Genomic DNA, 18,685 nt, shown 5'->3' with positions numbered 1-18,685 from the left:
GGAGCTTCACATGAATGCCCCGAAGGCGCGTAGCCGCAAAAAGACCATCGATGAGATCCAGCGGGCCATTGAAGAGCTGCAAGCTGGCCGTGGCAAGGTGTCCATTTCTGCCGTTGCGAAAATGGCCGGGATCACCCCTGCCTTGATTCACAACACTTACCCCGACTTTGCTGAAAAGATCAGAGGTCTGATTGGAAAAGCGACACGAACCCAGCGCGATGCCAAGCGTGATGAGCTCGTTCACGAGCGTGAGATCAACCGCTCATTGCGTCGAGAACTAGCTGAGACGCGTGCGGACCTCGCCAAGCTCGCATCGATCAACCAAAGGCTTCTGAACGAAGTGGCCTTGCTCAACGGCATGGCCACTGGGAAAGTGGTCTCAATTCTTCACGCGAAAGGTTCGGATACATAGTCCCGCACGGTGATCGCTGCGTTAATGATGCAAAATGTAAGTGCAGACGATGCAGAACAAAGTCGATTTGTGAACCTAAAAAATCCGCGAGTGATCAGATGTAGAAGTTCAGACTTGATCTGACAGTGGGCCTTGCCAACAGGTAAGGTTTCCCGTTTTGATAAGGGTACGAATCTTTATCAATCCGGGCGCAGTGCGCCCAACGGAGAAACCTCATGAACAGTTTCAACCAAACCATCATCCGGCACAAGGTCGGCCTGCTCAATTCGGCCAGTGAGCTGGGCAATATCTCCAAGGCATGCAAAGTCATGGGCGTGTCCCGTGACACTTTCTATCGCTATCAGCATGCCCACGAAGAAGGTGGCGTAGAGGCCCTGATCCAGACCTCTCGACGCAAACCCAATCCGAAGAATCGTGTCGATGACGCCATTGAAGCAGCAGTCATAGCCTACGCCCTGGAGTGCGTATTCCGGTTCACTTGACCGCCTGTTCCGGATATTGGTGACCAAAAAAAACAAAAAATCTGGTCATGACCAGTAAGGCGTTAAGTTGACCCCCTTCCAGGATTCAGACAAAGGGGCAGTTCGGTTCTTCTACAGTTGAATCCAAGCGTATCTACTTCGGACACTTCAAGTTCCGCGCGGCGTTAGTGCCATCGCCGAAGCTGGCTGCATGGGGCGAGACTGATTTGCGCAGCTTCGTAGGATCGCTCAAGTGTTATCTGTGCCCACGGGATGCGAGAATTTTTATTGGTCAAGGCAACCACTGCCTTTTTCTAGCCACTTCTCTGTCTTAGAGCGGTGGCCCACTGAGTGATGGGATCAAGGTTGTGTTTGCCGGTTAACACGACTGCCTTGGCACCGTGTATCAACCAGCACATGCACACGTCTAGCCATACCGCCAAAGATCCGCGGGCGGAAGTGCAATGGACGAGAATTTTTTAGCTACAGCACAAATGCTCAGTGAAACTCTTTGACGTCGCCTTCATCATCCGCAGCGCATGCTGGTAGATCCAGAAGTAATTTCCAGCCATCAGCGTGATCGATTGCCCCTCCAAACAGAGAGTCTAGGTGGTTGCTGCCGTCTTCCTTTGCATAGACCCTGGCCTTGATGCGAATGTCTGCCGGATCGTCACACTCCCAGATACCTGTCAGGCGATCTATAGCCCAACCACCACTTTGGAAATTATGGCGTGGGGTCACCAATTGCACTGCAAGTATTCTGACGTTCTGCGCTGCCAAGCCCAACACATCCTCTGAATCGGAGAGTAGAACGGTGTTCGTACATGTGATCTGGTCGCCATCTTCGTCGCGTAGCGTTAACCGGAAATCGACAAGAAGCCATGGGCGACGTATCTGAACATCGATACCTGTCCAAAGATGTTTGCCTTTACCGTAAATTGTTGAAAGAGGATGCTTGTTGGCGTCTGTAGTAAGAAACATGAAATTGCGCAGATAACTTGCACATCCAAGCCAAGAGGACCTTGGCTCGGTGTGCGGGCGGTGATTATGTATCATTAATGCTGGTGCACAAGTGATTCATGGCCGCGATAGTCCGCGGGTGCCAAGTGTTTCCGATCTCAATTTCCGTCAAGCAGTCGCCGCTGAAGTAAAAGCGCTTCGTGGCCTGATCGGGATCAGTCAAGAAGAACTCGCTTTTAGGGCAGGTGTTCATCGCACGTACATCGCGAGGCTCGAAGTGGCTAGTACGCAGCCGTCACTTAGTGTCACGTTCCAGTTGGCCAAAGCTTTGGCAGTGGAGCCTGAGGACTTAGTAAAGGCGGTACGGCTTCGAATCGCCCGGTCAACCCCCTAAATCGCACCTAAACATCTCCCAACGACGTGCCATGGGAACGATGTTTGCGCGGCAAGGAACACCGGACTTGATAAACCTCGCACGTAGTCCTGTCGACTTTGTTGAGGGGAAATGGAGGCTCGGAGCAGGCCATCGCAAACGACTTAACTCTTTTGCAGCGGTTGCTGCAGCTCATGGCCTCATGGGTGAACTATCGGTCATTGCTTTACTGCGGTCATTCAGCGTGCCAAGGCAGTCGCTTCTCCAATGACTTTTTTTCAGGTCAGCAGCAGGCCCGCGTTCTCGGAATGCTGGAAGTCCGCTAGCTCGGCCCGCGAATAGGTGCTGTCGACCCGGTGCTGTCGTCCGCACAACGTCAACAAATGACTGCTGTGCAGCGATTGCGGCCTATCAAGCCCCCGACATGAATGACTGCTATATGCCCAAGAGTGCTCATATCGTGAACTGAAGAGGTAGTTGTCCGAGATCTGAAACCATGCAGGAAAACTTGGTCGGTTCACTTCAATCAACTAGCCCCCACAGAACGAAGCGTGATTCAGCCGCAAACATGAGTCGAACTCGCGAAACTGTAAAAAATTACAGTATTCCTAACGGGAGCTCCGCCTGGAGTCGAAGCTGATTCATATTGGCCTCTCCTTGCGCCTTGTTGGTGCGATGCACGCCATAGCGCAGTTGCAAGGAAAGATTCTTGGCGGCACCCTGCTGCACGATGTAGCGCAGCATCAGGTCTCGCTCCCAGTGCTTGCCATTGACTCCCGAATAGCCGAGATAGCTGGCATACACGGAATTGAGATGGCTGTTGTCGATGCCGGAACCTCGGGTGTAAGCCACGCCAGCACTCAGTCCGGGCGTTGCAATGGATGCCAGATCCACATCGTATTTGAGCTGCCAGGAAGCTTCGTGCGGGCCATTGAAGTCGGAGAGCTGCATGGCGTTTTCCAGCCAGATGGAGCCCCGGTTCACATAGTCAAACGGGTTGTTGCCGTTGACCTTTTGGTAGCCGATTCCGAATTTGTGCGCACCTATGACATAGCTGCTCATCAGGCTCCAGGTGGTGGTGTCGATTTCGCCAGACTTTGCCTTGCCCGTATCAGTGCTGCGATAGATATTCAGGCTGAACGACAGGGCTCGCTTGTCCGCCAGAGGCAGCTTGTAAAAGCCACCCAGATAAGCAGTGTTCCAGTTGTCTTCATACTGCCCGTAATAGCTGCTGAGCGTCAGATTCGTGACCGGCGTGACCCATGCACCGCCAAAAAAGCTGAAAGCGCCGCTGGTCACGCCAGAGTAGTTGGCCAGCAGGTCCGCACCATTCTTGCGCGCATTGCGGTCGGCCCAGCCGGTAAAGCGTCCGGCTTGCAGTGTCAGCGAAGGAATGTCCTGGCTGATGACTTGCCAGCCTCGATTGCTTTCCGGCAGCAGCCGTGTGTCGGATGAGCTGAAAATTGGCGTCTTGGTTCGCATCTCGCCAACCTTCAACTCCGTCGATGACATGCGAACCTTGAGCGCGCCGCCCATGCGCCCGAAGTTATCGGCAATCTCCTGCCCATTCTTAGCCACATATCGCGGTGTGGCGCGGGTCTGATCAGCTTGTGTACCCAGGTTAATCGCGCCGTAGGCATGGGCATCCAGTCCGAAACCCAACACGCCGCGCGTGTAGCCAGACTCGTAATTGAGCATCAGGCCATAAGCCGACTCTCGTGAAAGAATCTGCCCTCTTTGCCCGTTGGCAGCGCGAAAGCTGCTTCCTTTTTGATAGTCGAGCTGCTCTACAAGCACGCGGTTTTGCAGCTTGAGTGCACTTCCTTCCAGAAAACCTTTTGCATCATCTTGTGCGCCAGCACTGGCGACACCGCTTCCACACAGCAGGGCAGCGTATACATGAAGGCGAAAAATACGGACTCTCATCAAATCAATCTCAGCAGTAGCAATATCAGTTCAGGTGCAAGTTCCAATGGCTGCGAGATGCGCAGGCATTGTTGGGTGTGACAGGTATTGCCATGCTTTACTTCGCCGCTGCCTGTGCGCGACCTACGATGATCTGAAAGCGCTGCTTGGCTTGCTCTGGCATATCACCGGGAACCGAGAGCTGAGACAGCTTGGCGTCGTCACCGACCTGGATCAGCATCACCATGCCCATTGCATAGTGAGGCTGGCACTTAACCCCGTACAGGCCGGGCTCGGTCATGGTGACGGTGATTTCCTGGTTGGTTTTGCCTCTGAAGGGTGTCGCACTCGCGGGCGACATGCCTGCGATGGAAACCGCATCGTGGCCGCTGCTGGCGGCCAGGAATTTGACGCTATCGCCGGGCGCGATCTTGACGAACTCTGGCTCATACACCATGGCGCCATGTGGGCCACGGTTGAGCATCTTGATTTCGACGGTTTCTGCAGCCATGAGAGGAGCGGCAAAGCTGCACAGCAGCAGCGCGGCACATCGGACGAAATGGGGAGCTGGCATGATGAAAATTTCCTGTTTTAAAGACTGGCCATGGGTTGAAAGCGCAGCACGCGGCTACCGTCCTGGGGGTCAAGCAAGGTGTGCACCCGAACCTGAAAGACTTGCTCAATCAGTTCCGGGGTCAATACTTCATGAGGGGTGCCAAGCTGCACCAGCTGGCCTTGATGCATGACCGCCAGACGGTCGCAAGCCACGGCCTGATTGAGGTCATGCAGCGCAATCACCTTGGTGATGGGCAAAGCCTGAATCAGCTGCATCAACGACAGTTGCTGGTGAATATCGAGATGGTTGCAGGGCTCATCCATCAGCAGCAATTGGGGCTGCTGCGCAAGCGCTCTGGCGATATGCGCCCTCTGGCGCTCGCCACCAGACAAGGAGTTCCAGCGGCTATCTGCCTTAGCTGACAGACCCACATCGCGCAGCGCATCGCGAACAATTTCTTGGTCAAGCGCTGATAGCGGCTCCAGCGCAGACAACCAGGGCGTGCGCCCCAGCTCAACCGCTTCACTCACGCTGATGGCGTCTGCGGTATCGGCCGTCTGCGCCACAAAAGCTAATTGCCGCGCCACCGCACGGCGTGGCAATTGACGCAGTGGCTGGTCGCTCAGCAAGACCTCGCCCGAGCTAGGTTTGAGCACGCCCGAGAGCAAACGCAACAGGCTGGATTTGCCCGAGCCGTTTGGCCCAATAAGGCCCAGCATCTCGCCAGCAAAGACCGATAACGAAACCGGTTTGACGATTGGGCTGCCGCGAACCTTCCAGCTGATATCGCGTGCGTGCAGCACTGGCGGCAGTGGACTAATTTGCCGATCAATTTGCGAACTAATTGGCGAATGCTTGAGGGCGTCAGTATTCATGCGGGCCCTCTTTTCTGGCCTCTGAGCAAGATGCAGGCAAAAGCCGGTGCACCGACCAAGGCGGTAATGACGCCAATGGGCAGAACCTGCCCCGCAATCAGCGTGCGTGAAACCACATCAGCCGCAATCAGAAAGATGGCACCGATCAAGGCACTGGCGGGAATCAGACGCCGGTTGCGCACACCCACCAACAAGCGCGCTGCATGCGGAATCACCAGACCAACAAAGCCGATGGCGCCGACGATTGACACCATCACCGCCGTCATCAAGGCTGCGGCCAGCAGCAGCGTCAGCTGCACGCGGCGCACGGGAACGCCTAAAGCAGCGGCAGACTCCCCACCGAAGGTAAACGCATCCAGAGAGCGGGCATGCATCAGGCAGACCAGCATCCCCGCTACGGCCACCGAGGCCGTCAGCAAGGTGTCTGGCCAGCGCACGCCACTCAGATTGCCCAGCAGCCAAAACATGATGCCGCGCGCCTGCTCGGCACTTCCCGACTTGGTGATGATGAGCGAGGTCAGTGCATTGAACAGTTGCGAGCCAGCAATACCGGCCAGCACAATCTGGCCGCCGTTACGCAGCCCGCCATTGCCTGCGGCATGGGCGAGCAAGGCCACCAGTGCAAATGCGCAGATGGCACCAAGGAATGCCCCTGTGGTCATGGAGATGAGGCCAGCCCCAAGGCCCGCCACCGACACCAGAACCGCCCCCGTGGAAGCACCGGCAGAAATGCCCAACAAATAGGGCTCGGCCAAAGCATTGCGCAGCAGCGACTGCAAGATCACCCCGGAAACCGCCAGGCCCGCGCCGCAGCTGGCGGCCACCAAAGCTCTGGTCAGCCGGTAGTTCCAGACAATGCCTGCGTTGATGGGGTCTATAGCGTAGCTGGCACCCAGAAGCTGATTGGCCAGCACCTCATACACAATGCGGGCCGAGATATCGGTCTCGCCAATGGCAATGCCCAGCACCACCGCCAGCAACAGCAAAGCTGCGGCAGCGATTGCCAGCAAGGCCATGCGCAAAAGCAGGCCCAGCGGAATGCGTGAGCGCCCCTGACTCAGCGTGAAGGTGTTCATGACACAGCAGGGGCGCATGCAAAGTGCACGCAAAGTGCATGGCGCCCATTTCCGCTCAGCTTACTTAGCGATGCCTTCAATCTTCAGCACGGCATTGGCGATCTGCTCCATGCCGTCCACCTGGCGAATCGAGCCCTGCAGCGCATCGGCATCCACGATCACGATACGGCCGTTTTTGACGGCATCCATGTGCTGGGTGACGGGATCTTTCTTGAGGAATTCCAGCTTCTTTTGGTAGTCATCCGCAGGAAAGCGGCGACGATCCATGCGGGCGATGATCAGCACCGAAGGGTTGGCCTTGGCAATGGTTTCCCAGCCCACTGTGGCCACTCTTCTGTCGATTCGATCACGTTGCGCAGACCCAGCGTCTGCATCATGTAGCCCGCCACGCCGTTCTTGCCAGCCATATAGGGGTCAGCCGCCAGGTCTGCGCTAGAGAACCACAGTGCGGCAGACAGGTTGTGCAGCTTGGAAGACTTGACCTTGGCCACCGCCTGGGCCTGACGATCGCTCAACTCCTTGACCAGGCTTTCACCGCGCGATTCCACATCAAAGGCCTGAGCCAGCTGGCGAATGCTTTTGTACAAAGCCTTGACGTCGTAGCTGGCGGTACGTGTGCCGTCCGAGCCCACCAGATTGTTCTTGCCTTCGCAGTCTGCGGGCATGGCATAGGTGGCGATGTTCAGGTCATGGAACTGCTCGCGCGTGCCAACCACGCCGTCCTTGCCCACCATCCATTCAAACTGCGAGACCACCAGGGCCGGGCGCTTGCCGATGACCGATTCAAAGCTGGGAATGTTGTCCGACAGGCGCGGCACCTTGTCGTTGATGGCCTTGAAGCGCGGCTGCACCGGGTTGAACCAGAGGGCTGTGCCCACCACTTTGTCGCCCAGACCCAATGCGTAAAGCATCTCGGTACCAGCCTGGCCGATGGTGACCACCGATGCAGGCGCTTTGTCGAGCTTGACGGTGTAATTGCAGTTCTGCAGCCGCACCGGATAGTCAGTGGCGTACGCAGAAAAAGAGGTGGCGATCAGGGCAGCGCTGGCAAGGCTTCTAAGCAGCATCGGAATAACTTTCCAGAAGCGGCGAGAAGCACTCTGGAAGATATGGCAAGCCACGCGCCTTCGCATCTGCCTGGGTAGGCAGCGCAGTACTGGAACGATGAGATGCACACTCCCCGGACACCCCGCCGGCAATGATTGATAGATGCTCTGGCAGGTCTCCTGACTGGCAAATCATCGCTGGCGCATCGCCTTCCCAAACAGAGATGTTCAGTGGCTATTGGATGGCTGGCTCATTGCCTACAGTTGCGGGGGCAGTTCCATTTCACGGGCCGGCAAGCAAAGTGCCGGACCACTGGATTCCCTCATGCATTCACCACAGCGAATACATGTTCTTGCGAAACCAAAGTTGCGGTAATGTAGCTGATTTTGTAGCAGCAGTCACAGGCCCGTTGGACGAATGCGCTAGTTTTCTCTGTTCATGCCCACTTCAAATTCCATTTCCATTCAGCGCGTTCGTGACTTGCATCAAGTCCAAAGCTTTCTGCAAAACGTGCGCATTTCCATGTTCGCCGGGCGCATCAACGCACAGGAGACACCTGAAGACCTGCGTGAATTCGAAGCGACCTATCTCTCAGGCAGTGGCTGCATGCTGGCGGCTCTCGATTCTCGACAAAGCGTTCAGGCAACAATTGCATGCCGTGTCTATGACGGCAGATTTCCGCAGTTAAATTTCCAACAGCACAAAGTCATGGAAGTCGTGCGCTTGTTTGTTGCGCCAGAGCATCGGCGCTCCGGGCTGGCCGGGCGGATGCTGCATAGGCTGCGCACTCATGCAGAGTCTCAAAACGTGGACGTTCTTTACCTGCACACACATCCGTTTTTGCCTGGCGCTCTGGAGTTCTGGCAGAAGCACCACTTTGAGGTCATTGATCGAGAAGCCGATCCGCTGTGGCAAACCATTCATATGCAGCTTGCTTTATGTGAATCAACCAGCCTTTCCTAGACTGCGTCAAGCCTCACAGAATTACGCCTCTAGAACTCTATCGAAGACAGGCCATCCGCAGGAAAATGTCTGCGGATGGGGTTGTTGAACATCTCGACGCAGCTGAAGATATCGTCGCGTATTTCTTACCTTGTTGCATGCCGACCTCACATGGCAAGCCTACCCGTAAGGCACAAAGCCGCTTTCGTTTTCATTGACCCGCAGAGGCTTGCCCACAAACGGGAAGGCGCGCTGCGGGCAGGCATTGCGCTCACAGACTTTGCAGCCCATGCCAATCGGAGTGGCGGCCTCAACCTTGCGCAAATCCAGCCCCTTGGAATACACCAGCCGCGCGGCATGTTGCAAATCGCAGCCGAGGCCAATGGAGAAAGTCTTTCCCGGCGCGCCCCAGCCCTGGCCTGCGTGGCTGATGGTGCGGGCAATCCACAGATAGACACGTCCGTCGGGCATGGAGGCGAGCTGCGGCACGATGCGCCCCGGCTGGGTAAAGGCCTCGTACACCACCCAGAGCGGGCAGGTTCCGCCAGTCTTGGAAAAGTGAAAATGCGTGGCCGACTGGCGCTTGCTGATATTGCCTGCCCGGTCCACACGGATGAAGAAAAACGGCACGCCCGGGGCTTCGGCCCGCTGCAAGGTCGATAGCCGGTGGCACACGGTCTCAAAGCCGACGCCAAAGCGCCGCGCCAGCAAGTCTATGTCGTACTGCAGGCTCTCGGCGGCCTGCAAAAATTCGCCATAAGGCAGCACAAAAGCACCCGCCACATAGTTGGCCAGCCCCATGCGTGCCAGGCGCCGCGTGGCCTCGTCCTGCCAATTTGTGGATTTGAGCGCTTCCTCAATCAGCGCATCAAACTCCAGCAGCGCCAGCTGAGTGGCCAGCTGAAACGCCTGCTGGGCCGGGCGCAGCTGCGACGCCACGTACAGCGTGCGCGTGGCCGCATCAAAGCGGCGATGGCTTTGCCCTTTTTCCACTTCCCCCTGCACAGCAGAGGCTGCGGCAGCCTTACTGCCCTGGCTGCCCGCACTGCGCAACACCAGCACGTTATGCCTGGCCTGCAGCCGGTACTGCAGCCACTCCTGCAGACTGCCACCCTGGCTGCTGGCCTGCTCGCTCGCCTGCCGGGCCAGAGTTTCGGCGGCACGGTCCAGCGCATCAAAATGGTTGCGATGGGCAAAAAAGAAATCGCGTACTGCTTCAAACGGCATCTGCCGTGCTGGCTCTGGCACCAGCTTGCCTGAAGCCCCATCCTCCAGTTCCGCACGCCCGTCACCCAGTCTGGCAGTTAACGCCTCCAGCCGCTCGGTATTGGCCGCATGGCGCTGGTGCATGGCGAGCAGTGCCCGGGCCAGCTGCGGCAAACGCGAGGCCACTTCGCGCAACTCGGGCAAGGGTACAGCGCCTTCAGGCTGGGGCATGGCCGCCAGCGCATCGCGCAACTGGGACAGCAGGCGCGCCTCTTCATCTTCCGAAAACTGCTGGATGTCAACGCCCAGCACCCGGTGAATCTTGAGCAGCACCGCCACCGTGAGCGGGCGCTGGTCCTGCTCGATCTGGTTCAGATAGCTGGGCGACAGCTCCAGCGCCTGCGCCAGCGCCGCCTGGGTCATGCCGCGCTCGGCACGCAGGCTGCGCAGGCGCACGCCCATGAAAGTCTTGGCCATCGTGATTGCTCCTAGCGTGATTCACAAATTTGCAAACTTCGCAAATCTGCTTTTTTTACTTCGCAATGATTCGCCAATTCAGCCCTACCCGGTGGGAATGCAAATGCGTAGATTGCGAAGTATGGCAGATCACCAAAGACAAAAATGGCTTGATCGGCCTTCCCCACATTTCAGGAGACACGCATGACTACCGTTGCCGCACCCACTACTGTTCCTTCCACATCCCCAGGCGCATTCAAGCCCAAGAAATCCGTGGCCCTGTCGGGCGTGACGGCCGGCAACACCGCGCTGTGCACCGTTGGCAAAACCGGCAACGATCTGCACTACCGTGGCTACGACATTCTGGACATTGCCGAAGTCTGTGAATTTGAAGAAATTGCCCACCTGCTGGTGCACGGCAAGCTGCCCACGCGTGCCGAGCTGAAGGCTTACAAAGGCAAGCTCAAGGCCTTGCGCGGCCTACCCACCAGCGTGAAGACCGCGCTGGAGCAATTGCCCGCCGCCAGCCACCCCATGGATGTGATGCGCACCGGCGTATCGGCCCTGGGCTGCGCCCTGCCCGAAAAAGACGACCACAACCTGCCAGGCGCGCGTGACATTGCCGACCGCCTGATGGCCAGCCTGGGTTCCATGCTGCTGTACTGGTACCACTTCAGCAACTCGGGCCGCCGTATCGAAGTGGAGACCGATGACGACTCCATCGGCGGTCACTTCCTGCACCTGCTGCACGGCGCCAAGCCATCCGAGAGCTGGGTGCGCGCCATGCACACCTCGCTGAACCTGTATGCCGAGCACGAGTTCAATGCCTCCACCTTCACAGCCCGCGTGGTGGCTGGCACCGGCAGCGATATGTATTCGGCCATCACCGGTGCCATCGGCGCATTGCGCGGCCCCAAGCATGGCGGCGCCAATGAAGTGGCCTTCGAAATCCAGAAACGCTACGACAACCCGGCCGAGGCCGAGGCCGATATCCGCCGCCGCGTCGATGCCAAGGAAGTGGTAATCGGCTTCGGTCACCCCGTCTACACCGTGAGCGACCCCCGCAATGTGGTCATCAAGGGCGTGGCCAAAAGCCTGGCCGACGAAGCGGGCAGCACCAAGATGTATGACATCGCCGCACGCCTGGAGTCGGTGATGTGGGAAGTGAAAAACATGTTCCCCAACCTGGACTGGTTCAGCGCTGTGAGCTACCACATGATGGGTGTGCCCACCGCCATGTTCACACCCCTGTTCGTGATCGCCCGTACCAGCGGCTGGGCGGCGCACATCATCGAGCAGCGCCAGGACAACAAGATCATCCGCCCCAGCGCCAACTACACCGGCCCGGACGATCTGCAGTTTGTGCCCATCGACGAACGCCAGTAAGCCCCATGAACGCCCAGCCCATGCAAGCCCAATCCCTGTGCATCGCCATCGCCGACAAACTGCGTGAACGCATTTTGAGCCACCAGATGCCTCCAGGCAGTGACATCAATGATGGCGCGCTGGCCCAGGAGTTTGGTGTGAGTCGTACCCCTGTGCGCGAAGCCATGAAGCTGCTGTGTCACGAAGGGCTGCTTACGGCGCAACCAAGGCGAGGCATGACCGTCACCCAGCTCACCGCTGCGCAGGTTGCAGAGGCTCGACTGCTATGCCACCTGTTGACCCAGCATCTGGAACAGTTAAAGGCTCAGCAGCACAACCGTTGCACAGAGTTGACAGAGCGCCTGCATTCTGTGGCATACGCAAGGTTGCATTTGGCACTGGGGCCTGTACCGCACACAACCTTGAGCTTTTCTACCCCTCAAGCCGTGCGCCAGCATACCGCGATGGCGCTTTGAAACCCGAGACAAATCAGAACAATGAGCACACCCCAACCCCATCACTACCGCAAGCCCCTGCCCGGCACCGCTCTGCACTACTTTGACGCCCGAGCCGCTGTCGAAGCGATTCGCCCCGGCGCCTGGGTCACGCTGCCCTATACCAGCCGTGTGCATGCCGAAAACCTGGTGCGCCGCTGCGACCCGGCTATCCTCACCGAATGTCTGAGCCAGATCATTGAGCGCAAGCGCGAGCGCGACTTTCCCTGGTTCCCGGCGCGCGTGGTCTGCCACGACATCCTGGGTCAGACGGCGCTGGTCGATCTGGCCGGTCTGCGTGACGCCATTGCTGACCAGGGCGGCGACCCCGCAGCAGTGAACCCCGTGGTGCCCGTGCAGCTGATCGTGGACCATTCGCTGGCCGTGGAATGCGGCGGCTATGACCCGCAGGCTTTCGAGAAAAACCGTGCCATCGAAGACCGCCGCAACGAGGATCGCTTTCACTTTATCGACTGGTGCAAGCGCTCGTTCAAGAATGTGGATGTGATTCCCCCGGGCAACGGCATCATGCACCAGATCAACCTGGAGCGCATGAGTCCTGTGATCCACGCTATCAATGGTGAAGCGTTCCCCGACACCCTGGTGGGTACAGACAGCCACACGCCGCATGTGGATGCGCTGGGCGTGATCGCCGTGGGCGTGGGCGGTCTGGAGGCCGAGAACGTGATGCTCGGCCGCGCATCGTGGATGCGCCTGCCCGAGATCGTGGGCGTGCAGCTGACGGGCCAGCGCCAGAGCGGCATCACCGCCACCGACATCGTGCTGGCCCTGACCCAGTTTCTGCGTCAGCAAAAAGTGGTGGGCGGCTATCTGGAGTTTTTTGGTGAAGGCGCACGCAGCCTGACCATTGGCGACCGCGCCACCATCTCCAACATGGCACCCGAATACGGTGCCACGGCGGCCATGTTCGCGATCGATGAGCAGACCATCGCCTACCTCAAGCTCACTGGCCGCGAGCCCGCACAGGTGCAACTGGTGGAGACCTATGCCAGGCAGGCAGGTCTCTGGGCCGACAGCCTGGAGCACGCTGAGTACGAGCGCACGCTGCAGTTCGATTTGTCCACCGTGGTGCGCAATATGGCGGGCCCCTCCAACCCGCATGCACGCCTGGCCACCAGCGATCTGGCTGCCAAGGGCATTGCCGGTGAATGGACCGAAACCCCGGGCCAGATGCCCGATGGCGCCGTCATCATTGCAGCCATCACCAGTTGCACCAACACCAGCAACCCACGCAATGTGATCGCCGCCGGCCTGCTGGCGCGCAATGCCCGCAATCTGGGGCTGACACGCAAGCCCTGGGTCAAGTCATCGCTGGCGCCCGGCTCCAAGACCGTGCCTTTGTACCTGGAGCAAGCCGGGCTGCTGCATGACCTCGAAGCTCTGGGCTTTGGCGTGGTTGCCTTTGCCTGCACCACCTGCAACGGCATGAGCGGTGCGCTGGACCCTGTCATCCAGCAGGAAATCATTGACCGCGATCTGTACACCACAGCCGTGCTCTCGGGTAACCGCAACTTCGACGGTCGCATCCACCCCTATGCCAAGCAGGCCTTCCTGGCTTCGCCCCCGCTGGTGGTGGCCTACGCCATTGCGGGCACCATCCGCTTCGACATTGAAAACGATGTGCTGGGTACTTTCCAGGGCCGCGAGATTCGCCTCAAGGACATCTGGCCCAGCGATGAGGAAATCGATACCGTGGCCAAAGCCGCCGTCAAACCCGAGCAGTTCCGCAAGGTGTACGAGCCCATGTTCGCCATCCACGCCGATAACGGCCAGCAGGAGAAAGCGCTGTACGACTGGCGCCCGCAATCCACCTATATCCGCCGCCCACCCTACTGGGAAGGCGCTTTGGCCGGAGCGCGCACGCTGCGCGGCATGCGGCCTCTGGCCATCCTGCCGGACAACATCACCACCGACCATCTCTCTCCCTCCAACGCCATCATGATGGACAGCGCCGCCGGTGAATACCTGCACAAAATGGGCTTGCCCGAGGAGGACTTCAACTCCTACGCTACCCACCGTGGCGACCACCTGACGGCCCAGCGCGCCACCTTTGCCAACCCCAAGCTCTTCAATGAAATGGTGGTGGACGGCAGCGGCCAGGTCCGCCAGGGGTCTCTGGCCCGTGTCGAACCCGAAGGCCAGGTCATGCGCATGTGGGAAGCCATCGAGACCTATATGGAGCGCAAGCAGCCGCTGATCATCATCGCGGGTGCGGACTACGGCCAGGGCTCTAGCCGCGACTGGGCCGCCAAGGGCGTGCGCCTGGCGGGTGTGGAAGCGATTGCAGCCGAAGGCTTTGAGCGCATTCACCGCACCAATCTGATCGGAATGGGCGTGCTGCCGCTGGAATTCCTGCCCGGCACCACACGCCACACCCTGGGCCTGGATGGCACCGAGACCTTCGATGTCATCGGCAAGCGCAAGCCCCGCGCCGAGCTGACGCTGCATATCTACCGCACCACCGGTGCCCGAACTGAAGTACCCGTGCTCTGTCGCCTCGATACCGCCGAAGAAGTCAGCATCTATGAAGCAGGTGGTGTTCTGCAACGCTTTGCCCAGGATTTCCTGGCCCAGAATGCAGCATCCGATTCACCTGCTGCGCAATATCAGCGCGTTCAGGAAGCTATGAAATCTATAGAGGCTGCGCAATGAACCATGCGTCTCAGATAAAAATTCCAGCCACCTATCTGCGCGGCGGCACCAGCAAAGGCGTGTTCTTCAAGCTGCAGGACCTGCCCGCAGCTGCCCAGCAGCCCGGCGCCGTGCGCGACGCGATTTTTCTGCGCACTCTAGGCAGCCCCGACCCCTACGGCAAGCAGATTGATGGCATGGGCAATGCCTCGTCCTCCACCAGCAAGGGTGTGATCCTGTCCAAGAGCGGTCGCGAAGGCCATGACGTGGACTATCTGTTCGGTCAGGTTGCCATTGACAAGGCTTTTGTGGACTGGAGCGGCAACTGCGGCAACCTCAGCGCAGCCGTCGGCCCCTGTGCCATCCATATGGGCCTGATTGACGCGGCCAAGATTCCGTACAACGGCACGGCCACCATCCGCATCTGGCAGGCCAATATCGGCAAGACCATCGTGGCCCATGTGCAGATTACCGATGGCCAGGTGCAGGAAACCGGTGATTTTGAGCTGGACGGCGTGACCTTCCCTGCCGCCGAAGTGCCGCTGGAATTCATCGACCCCGCCGACGATGGCGAGGATGGTGGCACCATGTTCCCGACAGGCAATTTGGTAGACAGGCTTGACGTCCCCGGTGTGGGCAGCTTTGCCACCACCCTGATCAACGCTGGCATTCCCACCATCTTTCTGAACTCCAAGGACCTGGGCTACACCGGTTGCGAGCTGCAGGACGCCATCAACAACGACGCCGAAGCGCTGGCCAAGTTTGAAACCATCCGCGCCCACGGTGCCATTCGCATGGGCCTGATCAAGGAGCTGAGCGAGGCAGCCACGCGCCAGCACACGCCCAAGATTGCCTTTGTCGCGCCAGCGCAAAGCTACACCGCGTCCAGTGGCAAGGCGATTGATGCCAAGGGCATTGACCTGGTGGTGCGCGCCCTGTCCATGGGCAAGCTGCACCACGCCATGATGGGCACGGCGGCGGTGGCGATCGGTACCGCAGCGGCAGTGCCCGGCACGCTGGTCAATCTCGCGGCCGGCGGCGGTAAGCGCAATGCCGTGCGCTTTGGTCACCCCAGCGGCACGCTGCGCGTGGGTGCCGAGGCACAACTGGTCGATGGGCAATGGCAGGTCACCAAGGCCTTGATGAGCCGCAGCGCCCGCATTCTGATGGAAGGCTGGGTGCGCGTACCCGGCGAAGTGCTGGACGCCAAATAAGCAACCCATCAACACCAAATCAAGCATGCAGCGCATGCTGGAAAAGCACAAGCAGCTATCAAAAGCATTACAGAGACAGAAAATGAATTCCAAGCAAAAACTCAAGGCCCTGGCCGATGCGCGCCGCGGCGTTCTAGTGCCCGGCGCGTTCAACGCCATGTCCGCCAAGCTGATTGCGGACCTCGGCTTTGAAGCCATTTACGTGACCGGTGCCGGTGTCACCAATATGTGGTTTGGCATGCCCGACCAAGGCTTTATGGGCCTGACCGATATCGCCGACCACACGGCACGCATCCGCGATGCTGTGGATGTGCCGCTGCTGGTCGATGCCGACACCGGCTTTGGCAACGCCGTCAACACGTACCACGCCGTGCGCACACTGGAGCGCGCCGGGGCCGACTGCATTCAGCTGGAAGACCAGGTCTCGCCCAAGCGCTGCGGCCACTTCAACGGCAAGGCCGTGATTGAAACCAGCGAGATGCTGGGCAAGATCAAGGCCGCCGTCGATGCTCGCCGCGACAGCGGCACGCTCATCATGGCCCGCACCGATGCCGCTGCTGTCCACGGTTTTGAAGCTGCCATCGAGCGCGCACAGCAGTTTCAGGAAGCCGGTGCCGACATCCTGTTTGTTGAAGCTGTTACCAAGGCGGAAGAAGTGCGTGCCTTGCCCCAGCGCCTAAAGGCCCCGCAGCTAATGAACATGGTCATCGGCGGCAAAACTCCTATCTTCAATGCCGACGAACTGGGTGCGCTGGGCTTTGGCTTTGTGCTCTACGCCAACGCCGCGCTGCAAGGCGCTGTGGCCGGCATGCAGAAATGCCTGACCTTGCTGCGCGACGAGCACAAGGTGGACGAAGACCCCGCCATCGTCGCCCCGTTCCTGGAGCGCCAGCGTCTGGTCAACAAGGACTTCTGGGATGCGCTAGAGCAGAAGTACAAATAAGAGGCACGCATCAGAAGCATGCACCTGAAGCGCTCACCTGAATTGGGCAGCACTTCTGAATTTTTCACAAAAAGAGCTGCCAGCGCTTACCCATAAAGCGCTAGAAGCTCTTTTTTCATAGTATTTCAACAGCCATCAAACAGCCAGCGGCTCGCGTGCCAGTGCGATAAAGGCCTGCAGATAGTCCGTCTTCAAATCCGCCACGCGCGCACCCAGGTGGATTTTCTTGGCAATGCCTTTTTTGCCCAGGCGCACCGGCACCACGGGCATCTTGGCCGCGTATTCCAGCGCCAGCCAGCGCGGCAGCGCAGCCACACCGCGGCCGCTGGCCACCATCTGGAGCATGATGTCCGTGGTCTCGATGGTCTTGTGGCGGCGCGGCGCAATGCCTGCGGGCAGCAAGAACTGGTTGTAGATATCCAGCCGGTCGGTGGCCACGGGGTAGGTAATCAGCACCTCGTCGCTCAGGTGCCGGGGCAGCACATAGTCCGCCTGGGCCAGCGCATGCTGGCTGGAGACCACCAGCACCTGCTCGTAGTCGAACACCGGCACAAATTCCAGCCCCGGTTTGTAGAGCGGATCGGGCGTGACCAGCAGGTCAATCTCATAGCCAAACAGCGCACCAATACCGCCAAACTGAAACTTCTGCTTCACGTCCACTTCCACATCGGGCCAAGCGGCCAGATAGGGCGAGACGATCTTCAGCAACCACTGGTAGCAAGGGTGGCACTCCATGCCAATGCGCAGCGCACCACGCTCGCCCTGCGCAAATTGCTTCAGGCGGGTCTCCGCCAGATCCAGCTGGGGCAGCACACGGTTGGCCACGGCCAGCAGATAGTGGCCGGCCTGCGTCAGGCGCAGGCTGCGGCCCTCGCGCAACCAGATATCGGTGCCCAGTTGGCCTTCCAGCTTTCTCATGCTGTGGCTGAGCGCCGACTGGGTAACGCACAGCACATCGGCAGCGGCTGTCAAAGAGCCCTGTTTTTCAACCTCTTGAACGATGGCGAGGTGGATGCGCTCCAACATGTATGAATTCAGCTCATGGATATGTGAGATTTAACCATTTTACTTCATGGCTTTGCGTCTCTAGCATTCGCCCTAGTTTCTTTGACGGAGGGGAGCCATTCCATGAGCACGCTAAAAACAACACGAACACTGCGCATCGTCGCCGTTTCCGGCGGACTGCAACGCCCCTCCAAATCTGCAGCGTTGGCAGAGCATCTGCTGGACCTGATCGCAAACGAAGTTCCGTGCCAGCAACGCCTGATCGAAATCGGCGCGATCGCGCCACAACTGGTGGGTGCTGTCTGGCGCAGTCATCTTCCTGCTGCGGTGGAGCAGGCGCTTGCCGCCGCTGAGCAAGCCGATGTGCTGGTGGTGGCTACGCCGGTCTTTCGCGGTGCCTACACCGGATTGTTCAAGCATTTCTTCGACTTCATCGATCAGGACGCCTTGATCGACAAGCCCGTGCTGCTGGCCGCCACCGGCGGCAGCGAGCGCCACGCCCTGGTGATTGACCAGCAACTGCGGCCTCTGTTCAGCTTCTTTCAGGCGCGCACTTTGCCGCTGGGCGTCTATGCCACTGACAAGAATTTTGTGGACTACCGCCTGCAAGACGATGCCCTGATCGCACGTGCCCACCTGGCCGTGCAGCGGGCCCTGCCCTTGATCGGCCTGTCGCGCCAGACCTGCACCGCTTCATCCGAGCCATTGCTTGCGGCCTGAGACAAGCATCGCCCTTTTCCTTC

The 18,685-nt window shown here is 59.0% G+C and carries 16 protein-coding genes, 2 pseudogenes and 1 riboswitch; of the genes and pseudogenes, 10 read left to right on the top strand and 8 right to left on the bottom strand.

Going from position 1 to position 18,685, the window contains the following annotated elements:
* Positions 1 to 10 precede the first annotated feature (10 nt).
* Positions 11 to 412 carry a TetR family transcriptional regulator gene (locus tag JDW18_RS20180; protein ID WP_218241387.1) on the top strand — a complete coding sequence of 134 codons (402 nt, stop codon included), beginning with the start codon at positions 11 to 13 and terminating at the stop codon, positions 410 to 412.
* A 215-nt stretch (positions 413 to 627) separates the two neighbouring features.
* Positions 628 to 870: pseudogene (locus tag JDW18_RS20175) on the top strand (helix-turn-helix domain-containing protein); the annotation flags it as partial.
* Between the two features lie 501 nt (positions 871 to 1,371).
* Here JDW18_RS20175 and JDW18_RS20170 read toward each other — a convergent pair.
* On the bottom strand, positions 1,372 to 1,854 hold the full coding sequence (locus JDW18_RS20170) for a hypothetical protein (RefSeq protein ID WP_218241386.1): 483 nt from the start codon (positions 1,852 to 1,854) through the stop codon (positions 1,372 to 1,374).
* A 91-nt stretch (positions 1,855 to 1,945) separates the two neighbouring features.
* Between JDW18_RS20170 and JDW18_RS20165 the strand changes: the two genes are divergently transcribed.
* The gene (locus JDW18_RS20165; RefSeq protein WP_343216759.1) at positions 1,946 to 2,227 is read left to right on the top strand and encodes a helix-turn-helix domain-containing protein; all 282 of its coding nucleotides are present in this window, start codon (positions 1,946 to 1,948) and stop codon (positions 2,225 to 2,227) included.
* A 576-nt stretch (positions 2,228 to 2,803) separates the two neighbouring features.
* Here JDW18_RS20165 and JDW18_RS20160 read toward each other — a convergent pair.
* The 5 genes and pseudogenes from JDW18_RS20160 to JDW18_RS20140 form a co-directional block, all read right to left on the bottom strand.
* Complete coding sequence (locus tag JDW18_RS20160; protein WP_246610119.1) at positions 2,804 to 4,003, bottom strand: OprD family outer membrane porin; 1,200 nt, start codon at positions 4,001 to 4,003, stop codon at positions 2,804 to 2,806.
* Positions 4,004 to 4,229: 226 nt separating this feature from the next.
* Positions 4,230 to 4,685 carry a pseudoazurin gene (locus JDW18_RS20155; RefSeq protein ID WP_218241384.1) on the bottom strand — a complete coding sequence of 152 codons (456 nt, stop codon included), beginning with the start codon at positions 4,683 to 4,685 and terminating at the stop codon, positions 4,230 to 4,232.
* Positions 4,686 to 4,702: 17 nt separating this feature from the next.
* Positions 4,703 to 5,542 carry an ABC transporter ATP-binding protein gene (locus JDW18_RS20150; RefSeq protein WP_218241383.1) on the bottom strand — a complete coding sequence of 280 codons (840 nt, stop codon included), beginning with the start codon at positions 5,540 to 5,542 and terminating at the stop codon, positions 4,703 to 4,705.
* Positions 5,539 to 6,618, bottom strand: a complete 1,080-nt coding sequence (locus JDW18_RS20145) for a FecCD family ABC transporter permease (RefSeq protein ID WP_218241381.1) — start codon at positions 6,616 to 6,618, stop codon at positions 5,539 to 5,541. Before JDW18_RS20145 ends, JDW18_RS20150 begins: the two co-directional genes overlap by 4 nt.
* Before the next feature lie 60 nt (positions 6,619 to 6,678).
* Positions 6,679 to 7,529: pseudogene (locus JDW18_RS20140) on the bottom strand (ABC transporter substrate-binding protein).
* Between the two features lie 288 nt (positions 7,530 to 7,817).
* A riboswitch (cobalamin riboswitch) is annotated at positions 7,818 to 8,045 on the bottom strand.
* A 58-nt stretch (positions 8,046 to 8,103) separates the two neighbouring features.
* On the opposite strand from JDW18_RS20140, the gene JDW18_RS20135 reads away from it, so the two are divergent.
* Positions 8,104 to 8,628: a GNAT family N-acetyltransferase gene (locus tag JDW18_RS20135; protein WP_218241380.1), complete on the top strand. Its 525-nt coding sequence runs from the start codon at positions 8,104 to 8,106 to the stop codon at positions 8,626 to 8,628.
* Positions 8,629 to 8,787: 159 nt separating this feature from the next.
* On the opposite strand, the gene JDW18_RS20130 is transcribed toward JDW18_RS20135, so the two are convergent.
* Positions 8,788 to 10,290 (bottom strand): short-chain fatty acyl-CoA regulator family protein, encoded by a 1,503-nt coding sequence (locus JDW18_RS20130; RefSeq protein ID WP_218241379.1) that lies wholly within the window; start codon positions 10,288 to 10,290, stop codon positions 8,788 to 8,790.
* A gap of 183 nt (positions 10,291 to 10,473) precedes the next feature.
* Between JDW18_RS20130 and prpC the strand changes: the two genes are divergently transcribed.
* The 5 genes from prpC (at position 10,474) to JDW18_RS20105 (ending at position 16,937) form a co-directional block, all read left to right on the top strand.
* Positions 10,474 to 11,655, top strand: coding sequence for a bifunctional 2-methylcitrate synthase/citrate synthase (gene prpC, locus JDW18_RS20125; protein ID WP_218241377.1), 1,182 nt, complete (start codon positions 10,474 to 10,476; stop codon positions 11,653 to 11,655).
* A gap of 20 nt (positions 11,656 to 11,675) precedes the next feature.
* Entirely contained in the window at positions 11,676 to 12,110 is a 435-nt protein-coding gene (locus tag JDW18_RS20120; protein WP_246610117.1) for a GntR family transcriptional regulator, read from the top strand.
* Between the two features lie 21 nt (positions 12,111 to 12,131).
* Positions 12,132 to 14,801: a Fe/S-dependent 2-methylisocitrate dehydratase AcnD gene (gene acnD, locus JDW18_RS20115; RefSeq protein ID WP_218241375.1), complete on the top strand. Its 2,670-nt coding sequence runs from the start codon at positions 12,132 to 12,134 to the stop codon at positions 14,799 to 14,801.
* Entirely contained in the window at positions 14,798 to 15,994 is a 1,197-nt protein-coding gene (gene prpF / locus JDW18_RS20110; protein WP_218241374.1) for a 2-methylaconitate cis-trans isomerase PrpF, read from the top strand. Before acnD ends, prpF begins: the two co-directional genes overlap by 4 nt.
* Positions 15,995 to 16,076: 82 nt before the next feature.
* Positions 16,077 to 16,937: an isocitrate lyase/PEP mutase family protein gene (locus tag JDW18_RS20105; protein ID WP_218241373.1), complete on the top strand. Its 861-nt coding sequence runs from the start codon at positions 16,077 to 16,079 to the stop codon at positions 16,935 to 16,937.
* A 135-nt stretch (positions 16,938 to 17,072) separates the two neighbouring features.
* Here JDW18_RS20105 and JDW18_RS20100 read toward each other — a convergent pair whose 3' ends face one another.
* Complete coding sequence (locus tag JDW18_RS20100; RefSeq protein WP_218241371.1) at positions 17,073 to 17,963, bottom strand: LysR family transcriptional regulator; 891 nt, start codon at positions 17,961 to 17,963, stop codon at positions 17,073 to 17,075.
* A 102-nt stretch (positions 17,964 to 18,065) separates the two neighbouring features.
* Between JDW18_RS20100 and msuE the strand changes: the two genes are divergently transcribed.
* A complete protein-coding gene (gene msuE, locus JDW18_RS20095) occupies positions 18,066 to 18,662 on the top strand; it encodes an FMN reductase (RefSeq protein ID WP_218241369.1) in 597 nt (198 codons plus the stop codon).
* Positions 18,663 to 18,685 lie beyond the last annotated feature (23 nt).

The sequence above is a fragment of the Comamonas fluminis genome (assembly GCF_019186805.1).
GTDB classification, from domain to species: domain Bacteria; phylum Pseudomonadota; class Gammaproteobacteria; order Burkholderiales; family Burkholderiaceae_C; genus Comamonas; species Comamonas fluminis.
Note: the sequence above shows the minus strand (reverse complement) of the source record. Positions and strands in the feature narration are given on the sequence as shown.

Excerpts from the sequence above, each read along its gene's own strand:
- JDW18_RS20180 (WP_218241387.1), top strand. The coding sequence starts at position 11 with ATGAATGCCCCGAAGGCGCGTAGCCGCAAAAAGACCATCGATGAGATC.
- JDW18_RS20145 (WP_218241381.1), bottom strand. The coding sequence starts at position 6,618 with ATGAACACCTTCACGCTGAGTCAGGGGCGCTCACGCATTCCGCTGGGC.
- JDW18_RS20170 (WP_218241386.1), bottom strand. The coding sequence starts at position 1,854 with ATGTTTCTTACTACAGACGCCAACAAGCATCCTCTTTCAACAATTTAC.
- JDW18_RS20130 (WP_218241379.1), bottom strand. The coding sequence starts at position 10,290 with ATGGCCAAGACTTTCATGGGCGTGCGCCTGCGCAGCCTGCGTGCCGAG.
- JDW18_RS20105 (WP_218241373.1), top strand. The coding sequence starts at position 16,077 with ATGAATTCCAAGCAAAAACTCAAGGCCCTGGCCGATGCGCGCCGCGGC.
- JDW18_RS20135 (WP_218241380.1), top strand. The coding sequence starts at position 8,104 with ATGCCCACTTCAAATTCCATTTCCATTCAGCGCGTTCGTGACTTGCAT.
- msuE (WP_218241369.1), top strand. The coding sequence starts at position 18,066 with ATGAGCACGCTAAAAACAACACGAACACTGCGCATCGTCGCCGTTTCC.
- JDW18_RS20150 (WP_218241383.1), bottom strand. The coding sequence starts at position 5,542 with ATGAATACTGACGCCCTCAAGCATTCGCCAATTAGTTCGCAAATTGAT.
- JDW18_RS20155 (WP_218241384.1), bottom strand. The coding sequence starts at position 4,685 with ATGCCAGCTCCCCATTTCGTCCGATGTGCCGCGCTGCTGCTGTGCAGC.
- JDW18_RS20120 (WP_246610117.1), top strand. The coding sequence starts at position 11,676 with ATGCAAGCCCAATCCCTGTGCATCGCCATCGCCGACAAACTGCGTGAA.
- prpF (WP_218241374.1), top strand. The coding sequence starts at position 14,798 with ATGAACCATGCGTCTCAGATAAAAATTCCAGCCACCTATCTGCGCGGC.
- acnD (WP_218241375.1), top strand. The coding sequence starts at position 12,132 with ATGAGCACACCCCAACCCCATCACTACCGCAAGCCCCTGCCCGGCACC.
- JDW18_RS20100 (WP_218241371.1), bottom strand. The coding sequence starts at position 17,963 with ATGTTGGAGCGCATCCACCTCGCCATCGTTCAAGAGGTTGAAAAACAG.
- prpC (WP_218241377.1), top strand. The coding sequence starts at position 10,474 with ATGACTACCGTTGCCGCACCCACTACTGTTCCTTCCACATCCCCAGGC.